The organism is Paenibacillus sp. 2KB_22 (assembly GCF_052115745.1).
Classification (GTDB): domain Bacteria; phylum Bacillota; class Bacilli; order Paenibacillales; family Paenibacillaceae; genus Paenibacillus.
The window spans coordinates 416,576-437,768 of sequence record NZ_JBFRHG010000001.1 but is presented as its reverse complement, the minus strand read 5'-3'; the positions used below and the strand labels follow the sequence as shown (position 1 = coordinate 437,768).

Genomic DNA, 21,193 nt, shown 5'->3' with positions numbered 1-21,193 from the left:
TCGTATTCAATGATTACAAGTTGTTGTACAATGATATGGATTCAAAGTTGCCAGAGAGAAAAGAGTTGTTCAAACCGAACTGGGGGCATGTCGTCATGTATAAGAGATGTCTGGACATAACAAAATGGACCTTCATTCTGTTCCTTGCTGTGTCGATACCAGCAGGCCATACCGAAGGGAATTCCAAACAACATCATTCGCAGCCAGATGGGCAGCAGGTTCTACTCCCCGCTGTGTTTGAGAGGTATTCCCCTCCCATAGTAGTCTCTTTTGTCAGGGAAACCGGAGATGACATTGAGCGCATGATTAACCAGCTGCCTGGGGAGACGATGCTGGACAATCGCTGGACTCGTTTGTATGAAAAGGAGCTGGGAATTCAGATTCACTACGACTGGATTGCTAATGGAGATGTGTACAATCAGAAACTGGGTGTATCCCTTGCTGCAGGACGCTTTCCAGATGTGGTAAAAGTAAATCCATATCAACTCAGACAACTGAGCAACGCTGGGATGATTGAAGATTTAACCCATGTGTACCAAGAGCATGCTTCACCTCTTACGAAGAGTATATTAGAGGCAGAGGGAACAGGCGCATTTGATGCGGCAACCATCGATGGCAAACTGATGGCTATTCCCGAATCTTCTTCCTCCATCGAGACTGCACAGTACCTGTGGATTAGAACCGATTGGTTGGAGAATCTGGGACTGCGGCCACCTGTAACGATGGAAGAGCTTCTGCAGATTTCGAAAGCGTTTACAGAGAAAGACCCCGACAGAAACGGAGAACAGGATACGTACGGACTTGCGCTAACGAACCATCTATGGGATCCAGTTATGGGAGCTGCAGGGCTGATGTCAGGCTACGGTGCCTACCCTACGATATGGGTTAAAGATGCAGAAGGAAACCTTACTTATGGAGGCATACAGCCTGAAGTTCGAGAGGCTCTGAAAGCACTGCAAACGATGTATCGTGAAGGCCAGCTTGATCCGGATTTTGGCTATAAGAGTGGAAGTAAAGCGTCTAGAATGGTTCAGGATGGAAAAATAGGGATGCTCTACGGGGAACAGTGGACATCCTTTATGCTTCAGACCACCCGTGATACGGATAATGATGTAGAATGGCAGGCATATCCCATTGTTGCAAAGTCTGACCAGAGTCTGTTCGTTCCGCTACGTTCCAACACTGGGCAATACTTTGCTGTAAAAAAAGGCTTCTCTAATCCAGAGGTCGTGGTTAAGCTCATGAATCTGCATCTGGACATCAACTGGGGGGATCAGGCACAGTATGAAACATACTACAATGATGACTCCAAAGCGGTGTGGATGCTTTCACCGGTGACTCCTTTTCCCGGTAATAAAAATATAGATGCATACAAACAAATTCGGGATGCCAGAAGTACAGGAGACTACTCTGCTCTGCAGAATGAAGCTCTCGCCATTCATAAACGAATTGTAGCCTATGATGTGAACCATGTAGAGAGCGGTTGGGGCTGGAAACAAACCTATGGGCCTTCGGGTGCTTTTAGCATTGCAGATTCTTATGAACAGAACGGCCAACTTCTCTATGACCAGTTCACTGGCGGCATTACGGACACCATGGTTGATCGACAAATTATTCTTCGAGATCTTCAGCTTGAAGCCTATATGAACATTATTCTAGGCAGGTCGATCGATGAGTTTGATCAATTCGTAGAGAACTGGCGCAAGCTGGGGGGAGATCAGATCACTTCGGAAGTTAACGCATGGTTTCACACCAGCAAGCCAAAGGAGCGCTAATGTTCACTTTATTCATACAAGGAACCAATTCAGCCTTTGGCATTGGAGGTGAATGTATTGATCAAGATTCCTGCTAGATCATGGCTTAACAGCATATTTGCGCGATTGATAATTACCTATCTGGTATTCGTTCTTCCACTTATTCTTCTTGGAGTGTATCTGTATCATTGGAGTTATGACAATGCAAGCCAGGAAATATCGTTGTCAACGGAGAGACGGTTGAACCAATATGTCGTGGAATTGAACAGAGAGATGGAATGGATGGAATTACAGCAGTTTGATATTGTTGAGGATCGAAAACTGAATCGTCTGGCGATTCTCTGGGACATGATGGATCAGGTTGAGCGGCGTGATACATTAAATTACCTGACCGAACGACTCGCTTCATTTAAGAATAGCACTGCTTATATCAAAAACGTTCATGTACATATCCCTTCTGTCGGCAAAAGTATATCCGCGATCCAAGGCATCGATGATTTTAATAAAAGTTCTTACCTATACTTCAGTTCAAGCATGCAAGGAAAAGGTACACGTTTCACGGTAAAAGAGGACACCTTGAACTTGAGTGCTGTCAGACTGACAGGTACGAGAGGAGAACCCCCTCTTTTTGTCATTCAAGTGGAGCTGGACACAGAACACTTTCAGAATGAACTCACACGGCTTAATTTGTATCCGGAGAGTTCAACTTTTCTGATTGAGGACAAAACGGGCCATGCCATCACCGATAAGCATCAAGCTGGTGTTATCCTCGCGAATTACCGTGAGCACAATATAAAAGGCACACTGGATGGCTTTCGAATGAAGGTGGGGGACACCATGTATCACGTTAGTCAGTTGCATATGGACTCCCTGGGCTTATCCGTAGCTACATATCTACCCGAAGCCATTGTAACCAGGCCACTTAGCAAGTTCTATCATTGGGCTTGGCTGTTTGCAATTACATCATTTGTTGCCATTACGGCGTATCTCTATTCAAGTTACAAGTTGATACACATTCCATTATTGTTGTTGGTGAAAAGATTCAAAAAAATGGAGGGAGGCATGTTTGATGTCCCCATCGCGCATAACCGAAAGGATGAATTTGGCTTCCTCTACACCCGTTTCAATCATATGATCGAAAATCTACAATCCCTTATTGACCGAGATTTCAAGAAAACACTGATGATGCAGCGGGCCGAGCTGAAACAGCTCCAATCCCAGATTAATCCTCATTTCCTGTACAATAGCTTCTTTATTCTGAATTCTCTGGCAAGAACAGGGGAAACAGAGCGTATTGAGCAATTTACTAACATGCTTGGGGAGTATTTCAGATTCATCACCCGGAATGAAACCGATCATGTGAAGTTGAAAGTGGAAGTTGAGCATTCACGAATCTATACAGAGATTCAGCAATTACGGTTCTCCAGACGAATCAACGTTGATTTTGGGTCACTACCTGCTGAGATGGAGCATATTCACGTTCCCAGACTCATTATTCAACCCATTATTGAGAATGCATATGAACACAGCCTTGAAAAGAATACGGCCTCCGGTCTTCTAATTATTGGATTTAATATGGATGGTTCATATGCCGAGATTACGGTAGAGGATAATGGAAATGAGTTGGAAGAGCAACAGATTCAAGCTCTTCAACAACGCTTGCATAACGACGGAAGTACGGATGAAATGACCGCGTTAATAAATATTCATCGACGTCTGGTCCTGACGTATGGAGAAGGAAGTGGCCTTTTCCTATCCAGAAGTGAACTGCAAGGATTAAAAGTCACAATTCGAATCCAGTGGAAAGAAGGAGAGAACGAATGTATCGACTTTTGATTGTAGATGACGAGGAGATTATTACGGATAGTCTCTATGAAACATTCGCCAGACATATCCCCGACCAGCTTGATGTATGTAAGGCATACTCTGCAACAGAAGCATTGTCCTGGATGCAGCGTTCGAGAATTGATATTGTTCTAACGGACATTCGCATGCCGGGTATGAGTGGTTTGGAACTGACAGAGCGGATTCAAGCCAGTTGGCCGAATTGTCGCGTCATTTTTCTAACAGGACATAGCGATTTTGATTACGCCTATCAAGCTTTTCAAATGACCAATGTGCGTTACTTGCTCAAAACGGAAGGCTATGACAAGGTGATGTCTGTTGTCGAAGATGTGATGGAAGAGATTCGGCGAAGTCACAGCATGCTTGAGTTGTTGGAACAATCACATAAAGTCAACTCGCAGCTTGCACTGATTCAACAAAAAGAGTATTTGCGGAAGCTGCTTCAAGATTGTACAGCGGTTATGGCTTCTACTATTGATATGCAGGACGAATTATTCAGAAGAGATATAAGATTACAGATCAACTCACCTGTTTATCTCATACTGGGGCGGTTCAATAATCCGCCAGAAAAAGGTTCAGATCTCACACAAGTCCAGGAATCTGTTCGTATTATCGGCTCTTCTCTAATGCATGAGCGAACAGTGTGCGTCAGTGTAACGGACCATTATGGAGATACGATCTGGTTGCTACAGCCGAAGCAGGAAGAAGAGATGACCAATGATAAACTCGTACGATTTCTAGAAGGCACACTGGAACTGGTGCAGGAAGCTTGTATGGTATCTCTTGGTGTATCCATTGCATTCTCATTAAGCAGTCAAAGCTGTGAATGGTCCGAGTTAACCAAACAATATGAACGTCTGAGATTACTCCAGTGGATGAAAATAGGGGATGGCGTATCTATGGTAATCACGGATCATCGCAATGACCTCTCATCTGATGTACCCAAAGAATCCATGCGGATCTCAAACCGGATTGAGATTATGTCAGGATATTTGGAAACGGGGCGAATTCAGCCATTTTACGATATATTTGAGGAGCTTGCAGGTGAACTGCTGCAACAGGATATCACGATGGAACGTGCAATGGAAACCTACTACAATCTGGCCTTATTATTACATTCGACCATCAATCGGTGGGGTCTTCAACAGAAGATCCCAGATCAACGAAGCTTGCTGCATCTAGGGGAGTATACTTGCATGAAGGATGCAGTACAATTTTTATATCGTGCTGCCGATGAACTAGTCCGGTACAAAAGATCAAATGAACAGGAGCGCGCTAACGTTGTCATTCATTCCTTATGCAGTTACATCAAGGAGAACCTTGAGAAAGATCTTTCTTTAGTAAGACTGGCAGAACTTCATCATTTTAATCCATCCTATCTGTCCCGATTCTTTAAGCAGGAAATGGGAATTAACCTGTCCGAGTTCATTGACGACTGCCGAATAAGAAGAGCCAAAGAATTGCTTCAGAACCCGAATTTTATGGTGCGTGAGGTCTCACTCCAAGTGGGATACGAGGCAGCGCATTCGTTTACCCGACTTTTTAAGAAAATAACGGGAATGACTCCCCAAGAATACCGGGAATCCCTTTTGGTACGTTAATTGTAAATTCTCTGGAATTGACTAGCTCAAACAACCACAACAACCACAAAAACCGCAGGGAGTAGAATACATCCTGCGGTTTTTGTGGTTGTTATCTAATGGATATACTCACCGAATCGGCGAACCACCTTAGGCAGTGTGAATTTTTTGTCGTCTGTATGCATTGGGGCTCGATCCGGCATACGCTTTGAATTTTTTATAGAACCAATCAATATCCTTATAGCCTACCTCAATCGCAATTTCATATATTCGCAGATTCGTGGAAGACAGCAGTTGCTGGGCCTTTTCCATACGTTGCTGGAGCATATAATCATTGAAAGACATTTTCTCTTCTAGTTTGAACTTCTGTCCAAGATAGGCACAGTTAAAATGAAGCATGTCAGAGATCTTCTTCAGCGTGATTTCATCACTCAGGTGATCCCGTACATAGGCTTTGACGATACGAATCACATGACTGGAGTGCATGGGCTTACCATTCATTTGAACAGGCGTTTTGAAGAACGACGACGTTTTGTGTGCCGGATCGGTTTCAAGGTGGGATCGAAGTCCATGCAGACTGTTAAGTAAAGAAGAGGGACTAACAGGATACGGGAGATAATCATTCACCTGATACGTAAGGGCTTTGCGAACGAACCTGAAGTGATCTCTTCCACCCATCAGGAGGATGGGGATCTGACTTTTTAGTCGAATGTCGTTGCATAACCAGAGCCCCGCGGTATCAAACCTCTCTGTATGTACCATAACAAGGGAAAAGTCTCGTTCTGACAATGCGGTCAAAGCCTCGGACGATGAGAACACACAATTTGCAATAGTATATTGAGCTTTGCTCCGTAGCAACATCTGTTGCAACTCTCCGCACAAACGACGGCTGAAATCCACAAGTAAAATATCATACATGAAGCAATACCTCGCCTTCTGCTGAATTGTAATCCGCCAGGTTTAACTGAATTATGACTTAATTTCATTATGGTAATAAAAGAAAGCGCATACAATGTGCATATTTTTGTAGAGAGTGCATTTCTTTACCAATTGAAACCCAGAATGCAATTTGTACGCACAAAATCACGAAAATCTATATTCAGCCGGGGTAAACACCTGTATTTTGGCAGGTTGTTTGCGCTTTCATTTGGACGATACACTGTGATAGCAAAAGACAATCAGGGGGGAAGACGATGAGAAAAAACAAGTTCATGCTACTGAGCCTGGTATTTGCGGTCTTGCTGGTAATCGCTGCATGTAGTTCTGCACCTACCGCTCAACCCGAGCCGGAAAAGACGACACCACAGGAAGAACAAAAAACCGCAGAAACCGAGCCGAAGAATGAAAACTCTACGCCAGAAATGGATTTTGACATGGGCGGCAGAACAATCAAAGTTGTTGCTTGGTGGGACATGGAAATACAGGGGAACAACCCGGACAACATTCAACGCCTTGAGAATCTCGAAGCGCTGAAGAAAAAACACAATTTTAATATTGAATACGTTTCCATTGATTTTGGCGAATATCAGGAAAAGGTGGTCGCTTCCCTGATGGCAGGGGAACCGCTTGGTGATTTGGTGAGATTGGGCAAAAACTATGCCATTCCCGCATTGACCAAACAGGATCTCTTGTGGCCAGTGGATGATTATATTAAAAACGACAAAGTATTCAATCAGAAAACAACGAAGGAATATATGCAATATGAAGGCAAAGGTTACGGCTTTACAGAGGACCAGTCCTCCTTTATCAACGGAATTTTCTATAATCGCACCCTCATGCAGGAGCTGGGCTTGAAGCCGTTGCAGGAATATGTGGATGCTGATGAATGGAACTGGGATACGTTCCTCAGTGTTGCGAAACAAGCGAACAAGGATCGGAACAACGATGGCAAGCTGGACACTTGGGGACTCGCTCAGACAGGATTGCTTGAACCAATTCTGTATTCCAATGAAGCTTCCCTGACCCTAGAGGATAAGCAGAACCTGGAAGACCCAAAAACGAAGGAAGCACTGAATTTCCTGTCCAAACTGGCTACGGAAAAGGTCGGCAGAGCTTCTGAAGGCGGCGACTGGACTGAGCCGTCCACGTTCTTCCGTCAAGGCAATACGTTGATGTATTCAGGTGCTATGTACGAGGTTGAAGGCATTATGACAGACATGAAGGATTACGATATCGGTTTTGTACCTTTCCCTAAAGGTCCAAGTGCATCAGCGTATCACTCTGGTGAGTCACGTTACCAGGCTATAACGATTCCTAAAGCAGTAGAGAATCCGGAACAACTGATGTACATCTGGGAGAAAATTAACGAGATTGATTCGATCTATGAGTATCCGGGCCAATCCACACTGGAGACACATCTGACTGACGAAGCAGATATCAACAACGCCAGGGAGGTCGCAGAAGGAATGCTGGTTCTCGACCATAATACATTCCCGTCCTTGCCTTTCTGGGACTTTGATGGAGAGCTCAAAGAAGGGGTATCTGTATCTACGCTGATTGAGAAATACAAGGCACCTTTCCAGGCTGCGATTGATGAGGTATACAAATAAGCATCATGACACACGGGCAGAACGCACCAGTGATGGTGCGGTCTGTCCGGGTTAGTCAATCGTCCAGTTCTCGCAATGCTTAGAGGAAAGGGGATACATTCGAACATGCGGTCACGTAAGAAAAAGGGACTAATCTTGGTGCTTGTCCTGGCCCTGGTACTCTCCATATGGACGCTATATCCATCGCGGGATCGTTATCCGGGGACGGTACATGCGCTTGAGGACTTTGACGCAGTATCGGCAACCGAGGATTCATACAGTTATGACCATTATCTGACTACTCATGCCAATTCGGCTAAACCCGAGAAAACAATACGCATTGAAGGCGAATCTTATGTTCAGGCAACTGACGGGGAATTCGAGGTCGTGCAAGGTTATGCAGGACTGGATGGGAGCGCTGTAATTACGCCGGAAACTGGAACCATTCGTTGGGATGTTCCCGTTCAAATGAGCGGTTTGTACAATATTCGCATTCACTATTACCCTGTAGAGGGTAAAAGCTCGGGTATTGAACGCAGACTCGAGGTGAACGGGGAGGTTCCATTTAGAGGGGCCGATGTTCTCTTGTTTGACAGGGTGTGGGGAAATCGCGAGGATAACGTTCGTCGTGACGATCGGGATAACGATCTCAGACCAAGACAAGTGGAACAGCCCGAGTGGCAGTTGACTTCCTTCAAGGATAGCGGAGGCTATTTCGAGGAGCCCTTTCAGTTTTATTTTGAAAAAGGAAACCCGCAGTTATCGCTCACTTCGTTAAGAGAAAGTATGGCGATCGATTATATTGAGCTGTATCAGGAAGGGGAGATCCCGACCTATGCAGAGCTTGAGGCAACTTATGCCTCACAGGGGCTGAAACCAGCGGCTCCTGTCATGCTGAAAGTACAAGGGGAACAAGCAGTCAGCAAGTCGTCTCCTACACTGGCACCCATCTCGGATCGTTCGAGCCCATCGCTGGAACCTTATGATGTGTCCAAAATTCGCATGAATGCGATCGGGGGCATCAACTGGAAGCTGCCGGGTGAATGGATCGAGTGGGAAATCGACGTGCCTGAAGACGGATTGTATCAAATCGCGTTAAAGGTAAAACAGGATCAATTGCGCGGTATTTACGCTACCCGCAGTCTGACGATCAACGGCGAAGTTCCGTTTAAAGAAATGAAACGCATTCGCTTCAACTACAGCCCATCCTGGCAAACTCAGGTTCTGGGAGCAGCAGAAAATCAGCCTTACCAGTTTCATCTCGACAAAGGAAAACACCGGATTCGAATGACGGTTACGCTAGGCGACATCGCTCCGCTGCTTCGTACCGTGGAATCCAGCGTGCTGGAATTGAATGAGATGTATCGCAAGATTCTGATGATCACCTCCAACAGCCCCGATCCGCTTCGGGATTATCAGTTGGAACAACGCATCCCGGAGATGACGGAAGTCTTTGAACGACAGGCAGACACGCTCCGTTCTGTAGCGGATTATCTGGAAAAGGCAACGGGTGAGCAAAGTGATAAAGTTGCCGTGCTGCACGCCATGGTCATGCAGCTTGAAGATATGGCGGCCAAGCCGGAGACCGTTCCTAAACGACTGGATACGTTCAAAATTAACGTAGGTGGCCTGGGTACCTGGATATTGTCAGTACGTGAACAGCCGATCACTCTGGATTACCTCGTCGTGTCTCCGCCGGGTGAAGCCTTGCCAGATGCGGAAGCGACGGCCATTCAGCAGGTGAAACATGAGCTGGGTGCATACGTGGCTTCGTATACCGAAGATTACGACAGCATCGGTAACGTGGAACAAAAGAAGGATTCCATTACGGTATGGATCACGACTGGACGGGATCAGGCTCAGGTATTGAAAGGCATGATCGATGATTCGTTTACTCCGGATACGGATGTATCCGTGCAGCTGCGTCTCGTGCCACCCAACATTTTGCTTCCCGCAACGCTTGCAGGTGAAGGACCCGACATTGCCATGCAAATGGGTGAGGACATCCCTGTAAACTATGCGATGAGAAGTGCGGCAGCGGATTTGAGCAAATTCCCCGACTTCGAGGAAATTGCGGGCCGGTTCCGTGAAAGCGGGTTGACACCATACCGATATAACGACGGTGTGTATGCACTCCCGGAACAGCAACATTTTCCGATGCTCTTTTACCGCAAGGATATCCTGGACGAATTGGGACTGGAACCTCCGAAAACGTGGCAGGACGTGTATAACGCCATTGCTGTGCTGCAAAAGCATAATATGGAATTTTATCTGCCCATCGAGGATACGCTGAACAACGCAAACCTTGTGCCGAACTCGACTTTTGCGATGCTGCTGTACCAGAATGATGGCACCTTCTATACGGAAGATCAGAAGAAGAGTGCACTTGATTCGGAAATTTCGATGGATGCGTTTAAACGCTGGACACAATTCTATACCAATTATAAATTCCCGCTTAAAGCGGACTTTCCAAACCGCTTCCGTACCGGTGAGATGCCGATTGGAATTGCGGACTATACAACCTATAACATGTTGACAGTCTTGGCTCCGGAAATTCGCAATCTCTGGGACTTTACCATTGTGCCTGGTACACAGCTTCCGGACGGTTCCATCAGGCATGAGGTGGCCAGCGCAACAAGCGCGGTAATGATGCTTGAGAACGCCAGCAACAAGGAAGCCTCATGGAAGTTCATGAAATGGTGGACTGACGAGCAGACCCAGATTGAATACGGACGAGAAATGGAAGGCCTAATGGGAGCGGCAGCCCGTTACCCAACAGCCAACATTGAAGCTTTGAAACAGCTTCCTTGGCCCGTCAAGGATTATGAAAATCTGGAGAAGCAATGGAAATGGGTACAAGGGATCCCGCAGCTTCCTGGAGGTTATTTCACGGGACGGCATCTGGATAACGCTTTCCGTAAGGTGGTCAATGCGAATGAAAATCCGCGTGAAGCCTTATCGGACTATGTTCTGTACATTGATGATGAGATTGAGTTGAAACGTAAGGAATTTAATCTGAAATAGAGGAAAGGGAGGGTAACGGTTGCAAGCTAAAACAACCAAGACAGCCGCCGCTCCAGCCGTCCATACCCGCCAGGTCGGCTGGTGGTCCCTATTGAGAAGGGATCTGTATCTCAGCAGGCATTATTATGTGTTGATGGCACCGTTCATGCTGATTTTTTTCATGTTTACTGTCATCCCGGTCGGCATTTCGCTGGGGCTCAGCTTTTTTCACTTCAACATGCTGGAGCTGCCGCGATTTGTCGGGTGGCAAAATTATTCCCGGCTTTTTCTGAATGACGACGTATTCCTGATCGCGCTCAAAAACACACTGCTTTTTGCCGTAATCACGGGTCCGCTCAGTTATATCGCCTGCTTTTTGTTTGCATGGATCATCAACGAGCTGTCTCCCAAAATTCGAGCGGTCATGACGCTGGTGTTCTATGCCCCCTCCATATCGGGAAATGTCTTCTTCATCTGGCTGATCATCTTCTCTGGTGACAGCTACGGGTATATGAACGGCTTCCTGATGCGCCTTGGTGTCATACTGGAGCCGATTCAATGGCTTGCAGACGAGAAGTACGTGCTCGCAATTGTCATTATTGTACAGTTGTGGCTCAGCCTCGGAACCAGCTTCCTGGCCTTTATTGCAGGACTGCAGACCATCGATCGTTCTCTCGTTGAAGCTGGCACCGTGGACGGGATCAAGAATCGCTGGCAGGAACTCTGGTACATCACCCTGCCTTCGATGAGACCGCAACTGATGTTTGGTGCGGTGATGCAGATTACGGCTTCATTCGCCGTGGCCGAGATATCGATTGCATTGGCCGGTTTCCCAAGTGTCAACTATGCAGCTCACACCGTCGTCACACATCTGATGGACTTCGGTACAATCCGATTTGAGATGGGCTACGCTTCAGCCATTGCAACCGTACTATTTGCGTTGATGCTTGGTACGAACGTTTTGACGCAAAAAATGCTCAGAAAGATAGGTGAATGACAATGACCAGCAAAGTACGTGCCATGTTTGGCATGCCAAAAAGGCTGAATCGGTCATTTACCGTCAGCTTGATGTTATTTGCACTGCTGGCCGTGTTTGGATCATTTATGGTGCTTCCGCTGATCTATGCTGTCAACAATGCATTCAAACCACTGGATGAGCTGTTTATTTTTCCGCCGCGATTCTGGGTGAATAATCCGACAACAGAGAATTTTGCCGATCTGATCAACCTTATGGGCAATTCATGGGTGCCGTTATCCCGTTATATTGCTAACACCCTGCTCATTACAATCCTGGGGACAGCAGGGCACATTCTTCTTGCATCCGCGGCGGCTTATCCGCTGGCGAAATATCGTTTTCCAGGTTCGAAAGTGTTGTTCACGATTGTCATTCTGTCTCTGATGTTCTCACCGCATGTCACGGCGATTCCAAACTACATGGTTATGTCGTGGCTTGGATGGATTAACACACATGCTTCTATTATCGTGCCATCGCTTGCTTTCTCCCTGGGACTGTTCCTGATGAAACAGTTCATGGAGCAGATTCCCGATGCATTACTGGAAGCAGCCAAAATCGACGGCGCCAATGAATACCGCATATTTTGGAGCATTGTGATGCCTAATGTAAAGCCGGCATGGCTCACGCTCATGATCCTCCAGTTCCCTGCATTATGGGGGACGGACGGCGGGAGTTTCATTTACAGTGAAAATCTCAAAACGCTGCATTATGCACTCAGTCAGATTGTACAGGGAGGGATTGCTCGGGCGGGTGTTGGTGCGGCTGTGGCCTTGCTGCTGATGATTGTACCGATCACTCTGTTTATCATCTCCCAGAGCAGTGTCATGCAGACGATGGCCACTTCAGGCATGAAAGAGTAGAAAGGAGGCAGCGAGGTGCGGAGAAGCACATGGAATAAACGCAAATCGATCATCATGGGCATGATCTGCCTCCTGTTGTTCGTTCAAGAGGCATCGTATGTGAGTGCAGACGGTAAAACGGATGCGTATCATTACTCCTTCTGGGGTGACGCAGTTCCGGCACCAGCGGCATATGAGGCAACAACCATTATCACCGGCAAGAAGCTGAACACGATTCCTATGAAAGAGCCAAGCGACATGCATGTTACCGCCAATCAGCACGTCTTTGTGCTCGATTCGGGCAATGGCCGCATTATAGAGATGGATCGCAACCTCAAGCTGGTACGGACGATTGATTCATTTAAGCAAGAAGGCAAGGAAGATCATTTTAAAAATCCACAGGGATTGTACGTTAACGATAAAGGCCATCTGCTGGTCGCGGATTCGGATAATCATCGGGTCGTACATTTGGATGAAAAAGGCACGCTGGTCAAGATTGTCGCAGAGCCCAAATCGGACCTGTTAAAAGCGGATTTTCAATTCAAACCTATGCGTGTTGTTATGGACAAGGGGGAACGCATCTACGTCATGGCCGAGGGCGTATTTGATGGATTCATGGAGTTCAGCGCCGACGGTACGTTCTCGTCGTTTATTGGGGCAAACAGAGTTCAGGTGGACCCGGTGGAGTATCTCTGGAAACGCTTCGCCACACGTGAGCAGCGCAGTCAGATGGTTATGTTCACTCCGACGGAATTTACCAATCTGGATATGGATGAAGAGGGCTTCATCTACGCGACTAGCGGGGATCGCGGCAAAGATCCGGTCAAGAAGCTGAATGCACAGGGGACAGATATCTTGCGCAGAGAAGGCTATCAGACCCCGCAAGGTGATATGGTGTATACCCAGGAAGCCGGGCCATCCCGTCTGATTGATGTGGACGTGGGGGACAGTGACATGTATTCCGTACTGGATTCCAGCAAGGGCCGAATCTTCACCTACAATGGAGACGGGTATCTGCTCCATATTTTTGGCGGCATCGGAAACCGCCTGGGCCAGTTTAATACACCTGTTGCTCTGGAACGTGCGGGAGACCGGATGTTAGTTCTGGATAAAGCACTTGGCGAAATCACCGTCTTTCAGACAACTGAATATGGACGCACGCTCCATGAAGCAGTTCGCAGTTATTATAACGGTGACGAGGAGCAGTCCAGTGTACTGTTTGCTAAAGTTGCCGAGATGAACGCCAATCTGGAATATGCCTATGCCGGAATCGGCAAAGCACTGCTTCGTCAGAAGGAATACGGCGAATCTGCGAAATACTTTAAGCGCAGTATGGAACCTAAAGGTTATTCCAAAGCTTTTCTTTTGTATCGCAAAGAGCTGATGCGTGAGCATTTTTCATGGATGATGTCCGGTTTATTCCTGGCTGTCGCTGCGTTTGTTACCGTCATCATCGTTCGCAGGCAGAAAAGGAGGACAACGAATGCAGGCATCAAGTAAACAGTTATATCAGTACCCGCTGCATCTGATCTTCCATCCGTTTGATGGATACTGGGAATTAAAATATGAGCGCAACCAGAGAAACTCACTGTTGATTGCTTTCATGATTCTGGTACTGCTGGTCATCACCAAAATTTTACATGCCCAATACAGTGGTTTTCTGATTAATCTCAGTAATCCCAAATACCTGAACAGTCTGCTCGAAATGGTATATGTGATCGTGCCGGTCCTTTTCTGGTGTGTGGCCAACTGGTCGTTAACCACCTTGATGGATGGGGAAGGCAAGTTCTCTGAAATTTTTATGTCGACCTGTTTTGCACTGGTGCCCCTTTTTCTAGTCCATTTTCCGTGGATCTGGCTGAGTCTTGTGATCTCTGCACAAGAAACTGCCTTTTATTATTTCTCCAATGCACTCGCCGTCGCCTGGACGGTGTACCTGTTATTTGTGGGAAATATGACGGTTCATCAGTACACACCAGCCAAAACGATACTCACGATGTTACTGACACTTGTAGCTATGGCCTTTATGGCATTTCTGTGCCTCTTGTTCTTTAGCCTTGTACAGCAGATTGTATCGTTTGTTGTAACCATCTATCAGGAATTAGTGCTTCGGGGCTAAGGGAGGAGGAGAATGTGATGAAATATACCGTAGCCAAAAAAATAACAGGAATGCTGCTCGCGGGCAGTCTGCTGCTCAGCGGATGTCAGTTCTCGCCAGCACCGCTGACCAACCAGGCGGTATCTGCCGCAGATCCAACGGACGTTCTCTCCCTGCCTCCCGGAGAAAAACTGAAATCTTCTTTCAGTGATACCCGACTTCCAGGCATGATTGGCATTGCACAGAATGATAAGCTTCAGCTGTTCATTCACGAAGAGACTGCCGAGATTGCAGTGATTCACACGCAGAGCGGGCAGATCTGGCGCAGCAATCCTGCAGATCGTGAACAGGATGGAATTGCCGCAGGGATAAACAAAGACTTGTTGTCTTCACAAACCAAGCTCAGCTTCTTCAACAGCCTGGGTCAGAGCAGCACGGTGAATTCCTTCACGGACAGTGCCGCACACAAGCAGATCAGCTTCGAGTCACTGCCAAACGGCGTACGGGTGAATTACCAGTTTGGCAGCACCGAGCGATCCATTGAAGATTTGCCGATGAAGATCAGCAAAGAGCGTTTTGAGCAAAAGCTGCTTGCTCAGCTTGATAAGGCTGGGCAGCGTGCCTTGAAGGTCGGATACGCAGAGGACAAAGAAGAAGGCACTTACGTCCGGATTGATAAGGCGATGCAGGGACTTCAGTTATCCCGAGCGTTGAAAGCTTTTGACACAGCCGGTTACACACCGGAGGACCTGGCTCAGGATCATGCCGAGTTCGGCATTGAACAGGAACGTAGCGGACCGCGGCTGTTCATGATCACGATGGAATATGAGCTGGATGGAGAAGATCTGCTGGTGCGTGTTCCTTCATCAGGCATTCATTTTCCGGAAGAATATCCGATCAATAACATATCCATACTGGACTATTTTGGTGCCGGAGGATTGAATGAAGAAGGCTCCATGCTGGTGCCGGACGGATCGGGGGCCCTTATCCATTTTAATAATGGGAAGTTGCAGTATCCTGCCTATCAACAAGATATTTACGGACCGGATATGACCATGAAACTGCGGGAGGCAAGTTCGAATGAAGCCAAAGCCCGATTGCCGGTGTTTGGACTCATTCGAAAAGAGGGGGCATTCCTGGGGATTGTTGAGGAAGGGGATGCCGTTGCCGTTGTGAATGCCGATATCAGCGGCAAGCTAAATAGTTATAACAACGTATATCCAAGCTTTTATGTCGTGAACAAAAGCGATGTGACACTTCAGGCAAGCGATATGGTTCGGACACTTCCGAAATTCCAGAAGAATCCGACGGTGTCCGACTTCGCCGTTCGATACGCTTTTGTAGGGGCGGATAAGGCCTCGTACTCCGGGCTTGCCTCTCTTTATCGGGACTATCTGATGCAGAATGGCGGACTTCCCGAGCCGAACGCGAGTAAGGATCAGAGTGACGTTCCGTTTTATCTGCAACTGTTCGGTGCCATGACAACAAAGCAGCATATGTTGGGCATACCGTACGATTCAACGGAGGCTCTGACGACGTTTGATGAAGCCAAAAGCATTCTCACCACCTTGAAGGAGAAGAAGGTATCCAATATACAGGTTCGCTATGCCGGGTGGTTTAACGGCGGGCTTTATCATAGGATGCCCGATTCCATCAACGTGGACGGCGCCGTGGGTGGCAAAAAGGGATTGCGGGAATTCAGTGCATTCACCAAAGAAGCAGGCATCGGCTTTTATCCCGATATGGCTCTGATGAATGTGTTATCCAAAAAAGGATTTAAACCGTCAAAAGAAGCTTCACGAACCTTAACCCAGGAACCGGCGGTTATGTATCCAATGAACCAGGCCATACAGCGTCGCGACAGGGATCGTTCACCATCCTATGTGCTGTCACCCAACTTGCTGGAGAACGTGACGGCAGAGATGCTGGATGAACTCAAGTCTCTTCAAAAAGATGAACTTTCGTTGAGTCTGAATGACCTGGCCGCTCAGCTGAACAGCGACATGAATCCGAAAAAGTTGGTGGATCGAACGGAAGCACTGGGCTCTGTCAAGAAAGCACTCGAACAGATCGAACAGCAGGCAGGCCCCGTTGTTGCTGAAGGCGGAAATGCTTACGCACTGCCGTATGTAACCGGGTTGACAGATGCTCCAATGAACAGCAGCCGTTTCAAGCTGGAGGATGAAGAGATTCCATTCTATCAGCTCGTTGTACACGGCAGCATTAGTTATACAGGCATGCCATACAATCTCTCCACATATACGGACGCAAGACAGTATGTGTTGAAGCTGATTGAATATGGAGCCAGCCCTTACTTTGCCTGGTTCAATGCACCAAACCATGTTGTGAAAGAAACAGATTATGATCAACTCTACGCGGCGAATTACGAACAATGGATCGATCTGGCTGCTGACATCTACAACGAGGTCAACGACGTAAACCAGCCATTTACGGGACGTTCCATGATGTCCCATGAATCCATTGAAGAGGGCGTGTTCCGGACCTTGTATGAAGGTGGCGGATTCGTAATCGTCAATTATAACGACTTCCCTGTAGATGTTGACAACGTTACAGTGGAAGCCCAAAGCTATGTGACTGGTGGTGAGCAGCTCTGAAGACGCTCCTGAAATGGAAATGGGGAAGTCGTACGTATGCTCAGCAGAAAGCCATGTGGGGCGTAATTTACGTGCTCCCCTGGCTCATTGGTTTTGTGTTATTTTTCTTCATTCCGCTGTTAGCCTCTCTGCGATATAGCATGAGCACAATTCAGGCCAACGCGGAAGGTATAGCGATTCAGTTCACCGGTGTCGCTAATTACATTCAGGCGCTGACTGTCAATACGAGCTTCAACCGTGCGTTAATCGAGGCAATCACAGATGTACTCATCAACGTACCGCTTATCGTTATATTCAGTCTGTTCCTTGCTGTCATCCTGAATCAGAAGTTCAGGGGCCGGGCTGTTGCGCGGTCGATCTTTTTCCTGCCCGTTATTCTGGCATCGGGAGTGATTATGACATTGGAAAGCACGAGTCTGATTGAAGCGGTGAACCAGAGCAGTACAGGCGGCAGTTCACTCGGGACATTTGAACTCGAAAATCTGATGGTTAACGCCGGAGTGAGCGACTGGATCGTCACGTACCTGAGCAGCGCCGTAGATCGGATCTATCAGATCGTCAGTCAATCCGGTGTACAGATTTTGATCTTTTTGGCAGGCATCCAGACAATCTCCCCTCAGCTGTATGAGGCTTCGAAGATGGAAGGAGCTACGGGTTATGAAGCATTCTGGAAAATTACATTTCCGATGGTCAGCCCGCTGATTTTTGTCAATGCGATCTATACAATAATCGATTCGTTTGCCAATAATGCCATGACAGAACTGATCCGGGATACTGGCTTCGTCAAGTTCGACTTTGGTTTAAGCTCCGCCATGGCATGGGTCTACTTCCTGGCCATTGCCGTCATTCTCGTTATCGTATCCATCATCTTCTCGAAGCGTGTCTTCTATCAAGATTAGAAAGGAGGGTGTTCCACGTGACAACTTCACGATTATTATCGCTGGAGCATTGGAAAGGCTGGCTGTGGGCCATGATCCGGTTTGTCCTGATTACCGGGCTTTCCTTCGTTATCCTGTTTCCCATATTCCAGAAGGTGTCAACGTCCATCAAGGATAAAGGCGATCTGTATTCCGCAGTGGTAGTGTGGATCCCGCAGAACTTCTCCATCGATAATTTCAAGCAGGCTATACGCGTCATGGATTATTGGGCAACGCTGTTTAATACATTTGCACTATCTGCAACAACCACACTGCTGACTACAGCATCCTGTGCGCTTGCAGGGTACGGATTCGCCAGACTGAAGTTTAAGGGAAGCAACTGGCTGTTTGCCGGGGTTATCCTGACCATTCTTGTTCCACCGACGACCATTCTGATTCCGGTATACTTGAATCTGAAGAGCTTTGATCTGATGGGACTTATGACGCTTATCACAGGCAAACCGGTTAATCTGCTGAACACCTATTGGCCGTTTATTCTGACGGCGATTACAGCAAATTCGCTCAAGGCTGGCTTGTATATCTTTATTTTCCGGCAATTCTTCAGAGGTATTCCAAAGGAAGTGGAGGAGGCGGCCTATGTGGACGGTGCGGGCATCGGGCGAACATTCTCAACCATTATGTTGCCCAATGCGATTCCGTCCATGGTAACGGTCATGTTGTTTTCGTTCGTATGGCAGTGGAATGACAGCTTCTATACGACAACTTATCTGACTTCGAGTAAAGTCATGTCGACCCAGTTGTCATCTCTTCCTTATAATCTGGCTCAGCAGGTTAGCGACGGTGCTGCCTCCCAAGCTGATCCGTTCTATCTGAGCATGATTCAGGATACAGGAATTCTTCTTGCGATTCTGCCTTTGATCGTCATCTATCTGTTTGTACAGCGATATTTCGTAGAGAGTGTAGAGCGTACAGGAATCGTCGGTTAAGTTAAATTCAACTGTACCTTTGGCGCGGCGATCAGCCTGGATAAGGAAGGAGGGACTCCATGGAACATTCCACTTGTAAAAAGGGGGCTTGCAGCGATCTTTTGCAAAACTGTTCGCTTCAGTACCGCAACCCTTCGCTCCGCAGAATTCCCTTGCTGGTATGGAATGGGTTGCGGGAGCGGGCTCCGACCTGAGCGATATGCTGGTTTAGGGATGCTATGACAGAGCTTGCTTCGTAGTATAGCAAGGCATTACATCAGAAGAGGAGGAATTATAGTGAAGAAGATTTTGACATCTTGTAAACTTTTAATCATTCTTGCTTTATTGATAACCATTGTCCCATGGGGAGGCAACCGAGCCGAGGCATGGGTGGGCATGCCGATGGGTAAGCTTCACGTTAACGGCAAAAACCTGGTGAACAGCAACAACCAGCCTGTGCTTCTGAACGGTTGGCATCAACCTTCAGGCGCCTACTGGACATATCAGGATAGCAATTATTACCTCAATCTGCACGGAAATAACCGTCATGCAGCAACTCTGGCTTATCTGAAGGACATTACCGATACATTTGCGGATACTAGCCCGAAATACGGAAGCAATCATGGCTGGAATATGAATCAGGTACGTCTGTTTATCGACCGTCAGGATATGGGAGATGTGGCTGCGGGTACATATAACTTTGCCGGTGTGCAGACCGTTACTCAAAATGTCATTATTCCATACATCCAATATGCCAAGAGCAAAGGCGTATATGTTGTTCTGGGACTCGACTTCACATTGAAGGATGATCAGGCCACAACACCTGCGAATCTGCAGAAGTTCAATCAGATCTGGGGTTATCTTGCCTCACGCCCTGAGATTAAAAGTGCAGACAATGTTCACTTCGAGCTGATTAACGAGCCAGTGAAATCGTATGCCAATGGACATTGGGGTGGATATAACGGGGAAAATGATTTTGTGGATCACTGGAATGACTTGCGTAATTTCCAAAATTCCATGATTTCAACAATTCGCGGCCAAGGTGCGGACAACGTCATCTGGGCGGCAGGTTTGGGATACAACCAATTTTACAGCTTGACGGCAAGTCATCCATTAACTGACCCGCTCAACAACTATGGATATGCGGTTCACTGGTACCCTGGTTATGGCGCATATGACAATTTCTCTATCCTGCAAGACCAGTGGAATACCAACGTGAAGGCAGCCGCTGACAAATATCCAATTAACATTACCGAGGTGACCTGGTTCAAAAACAAACCTGGCGATTCGGCATATTGGAACTTGTTTAATGGCAGCAATGAAGGTTTCGGTACCAATACCAAAACGATTTTCAACGCAGCAGGCAACGTCAGCATTGCAGCACATATGAATGGTTTTATTCTAAGTGAAGGACCAAGAAGCTCCTTTGCCGACCCAACGGCAGGCCTGAAATGGGACGGGGATGCTTCACGGAGCGCGATGGGACGTTTCTTGTTTAACTGGTACCATGAACGTGCTCAGACTTACCCGGGCGGTGGGCAAGGTGGACCAACAACGGGTCTGGTATCCGGTGCAACCTATAAAATTGTAGCTCGGCATTCCAACAAGGTTATTGATGTCCCAGGTGGTCAAAATGAAAACAATCTTCAACTCCAGCAGTGGAGCGATCTGGGCGGCAACCCTCAGAAGTGGGTTCTGACTTCGATTGGCAGCGGTAACTACACGCTGACAAGTGTGAACTCACCGGACAAAGTCATCGACATTCGCAACGGTACCCTCACCAATGGGGAAGCGGTCCAACTCATGAGCAATCTGAACACAACCGCTCAGCATTTCAAAGTGAATGACCTCGGCAACGGGTACTGGAGTATCATCAACGTGAACAGCAACAAAGCGATTGAAGTCGCAAACGCTTCCACGTCGGATGGTGCCAAATTGCAGCAGAACACCTACACGGGTGCAACAAATCAACAATGGAAATTTGTTGCCGTCAGCAATTAAAAAGCAAATCTTAAAAAAAAGAACCTTCCCAAGCCATTCCTTGTCTTGGGGAGGTTTTTTTGCGTTTATTTT

14 protein-coding genes are annotated in these 21,193 nt (G+C 47.2%); 13 read left to right on the top strand and 1 reads right to left on the bottom strand.

Annotated features, from left to right (window positions below; all coding sequences use genetic code 11):
* Positions 1-95: 95 nt before the first annotated feature.
* From AB4111_RS01760 to AB4111_RS01750, 3 genes are read left to right on the top strand one after another with little or no spacing between them, the layout of a single operon-like run.
* Positions 96-1,775, top strand: a complete 1,680-nt coding sequence (locus AB4111_RS01760; protein WP_442029951.1) for an extracellular solute-binding protein — start codon at positions 96-98, stop codon at positions 1,773-1,775.
* A gap of 48 nt (positions 1,776-1,823) precedes the next feature.
* Positions 1,824-3,590 carry a sensor histidine kinase gene (locus AB4111_RS01755; RefSeq protein WP_442031552.1) on the top strand — a complete coding sequence of 589 codons (1,767 nt, stop codon included), beginning with the start codon at positions 1,824-1,826 and terminating at the stop codon, positions 3,588-3,590.
* Entirely contained in the window at positions 3,575-5,200 is a 1,626-nt protein-coding gene (locus AB4111_RS01750) for a response regulator transcription factor (protein ID WP_442029949.1), read from the top strand. The genes AB4111_RS01755 and AB4111_RS01750 overlap by 16 nt, the downstream gene beginning before the upstream one ends.
* Positions 5,201-5,329: 129 nt before the next feature.
* Here the strand turns inward: AB4111_RS01750 and AB4111_RS01745 are convergent, their stop codons facing one another.
* Positions 5,330-6,097: a response regulator transcription factor gene (locus tag AB4111_RS01745; RefSeq protein ID WP_253435627.1), complete on the bottom strand. Its 768-nt coding sequence runs from the start codon at positions 6,095-6,097 to the stop codon at positions 5,330-5,332.
* Between the two features lie 275 nt (positions 6,098-6,372).
* On the opposite strand from AB4111_RS01745, the gene AB4111_RS01740 reads away from it, so the two are divergent.
* The 10 genes from AB4111_RS01740 to AB4111_RS01695 all read left to right on the top strand — a co-directional run bounded on the left by AB4111_RS01740 (position 6,373) and on the right by AB4111_RS01695 (position 21,121).
* Positions 6,373-7,728 carry an ABC transporter substrate-binding protein gene (locus AB4111_RS01740; RefSeq protein ID WP_442029946.1) on the top strand — a complete coding sequence of 452 codons (1,356 nt, stop codon included), beginning with the start codon at positions 6,373-6,375 and terminating at the stop codon, positions 7,726-7,728.
* Between the two features lie 105 nt (positions 7,729-7,833).
* Positions 7,834-10,731, top strand: a complete 2,898-nt coding sequence (locus AB4111_RS01735; RefSeq protein ID WP_442029944.1) for an extracellular solute-binding protein — start codon at positions 7,834-7,836, stop codon at positions 10,729-10,731.
* Positions 10,732-10,750: 19 nt separating this feature from the next.
* Positions 10,751-11,707: a carbohydrate ABC transporter permease gene (locus AB4111_RS01730; RefSeq protein WP_253435636.1), complete on the top strand. Its 957-nt coding sequence runs from the start codon at positions 10,751-10,753 to the stop codon at positions 11,705-11,707.
* A complete protein-coding gene (locus AB4111_RS01725) occupies positions 11,704-12,585 on the top strand; it encodes a carbohydrate ABC transporter permease (RefSeq protein ID WP_442029942.1) in 882 nt (293 codons plus the stop codon). The genes AB4111_RS01730 and AB4111_RS01725 overlap by 4 nt, the downstream gene beginning before the upstream one ends.
* Before the next feature lie 15 nt (positions 12,586-12,600).
* Positions 12,601-14,064: a hypothetical protein gene (locus tag AB4111_RS01720; protein WP_442029940.1), complete on the top strand. Its 1,464-nt coding sequence runs from the start codon at positions 12,601-12,603 to the stop codon at positions 14,062-14,064.
* On the top strand, positions 14,048-14,683 hold the full coding sequence (locus AB4111_RS01715) for a YIP1 family protein (protein WP_253435645.1): 636 nt from the start codon (positions 14,048-14,050) through the stop codon (positions 14,681-14,683). The genes AB4111_RS01720 and AB4111_RS01715 overlap by 17 nt, the downstream gene beginning before the upstream one ends.
* Positions 14,684-14,700: 17 nt before the next feature.
* Positions 14,701-17,277, top strand: coding sequence for a DUF5696 domain-containing protein (locus AB4111_RS01710; RefSeq protein WP_442029938.1), 2,577 nt, complete (start codon positions 14,701-14,703; stop codon positions 17,275-17,277).
* 53 nt (positions 17,278-17,330) lie between these two features.
* Positions 17,331-18,176 carry a carbohydrate ABC transporter permease gene (locus AB4111_RS01705; protein WP_442029936.1) on the top strand — a complete coding sequence of 282 codons (846 nt, stop codon included), beginning with the start codon at positions 17,331-17,333 and terminating at the stop codon, positions 18,174-18,176.
* A 17-nt stretch (positions 18,177-18,193) separates the two neighbouring features.
* Positions 18,194-19,141 carry a carbohydrate ABC transporter permease gene (locus tag AB4111_RS01700; RefSeq protein ID WP_253435654.1) on the top strand — a complete coding sequence of 316 codons (948 nt, stop codon included), beginning with the start codon at positions 18,194-18,196 and terminating at the stop codon, positions 19,139-19,141.
* Between the two features lie 276 nt (positions 19,142-19,417).
* Positions 19,418-21,121, top strand: a complete 1,704-nt coding sequence (locus AB4111_RS01695) for an RICIN domain-containing protein (protein ID WP_442029933.1) — start codon at positions 19,418-19,420, stop codon at positions 21,119-21,121.
* Positions 21,122-21,193 lie beyond the last annotated feature (72 nt).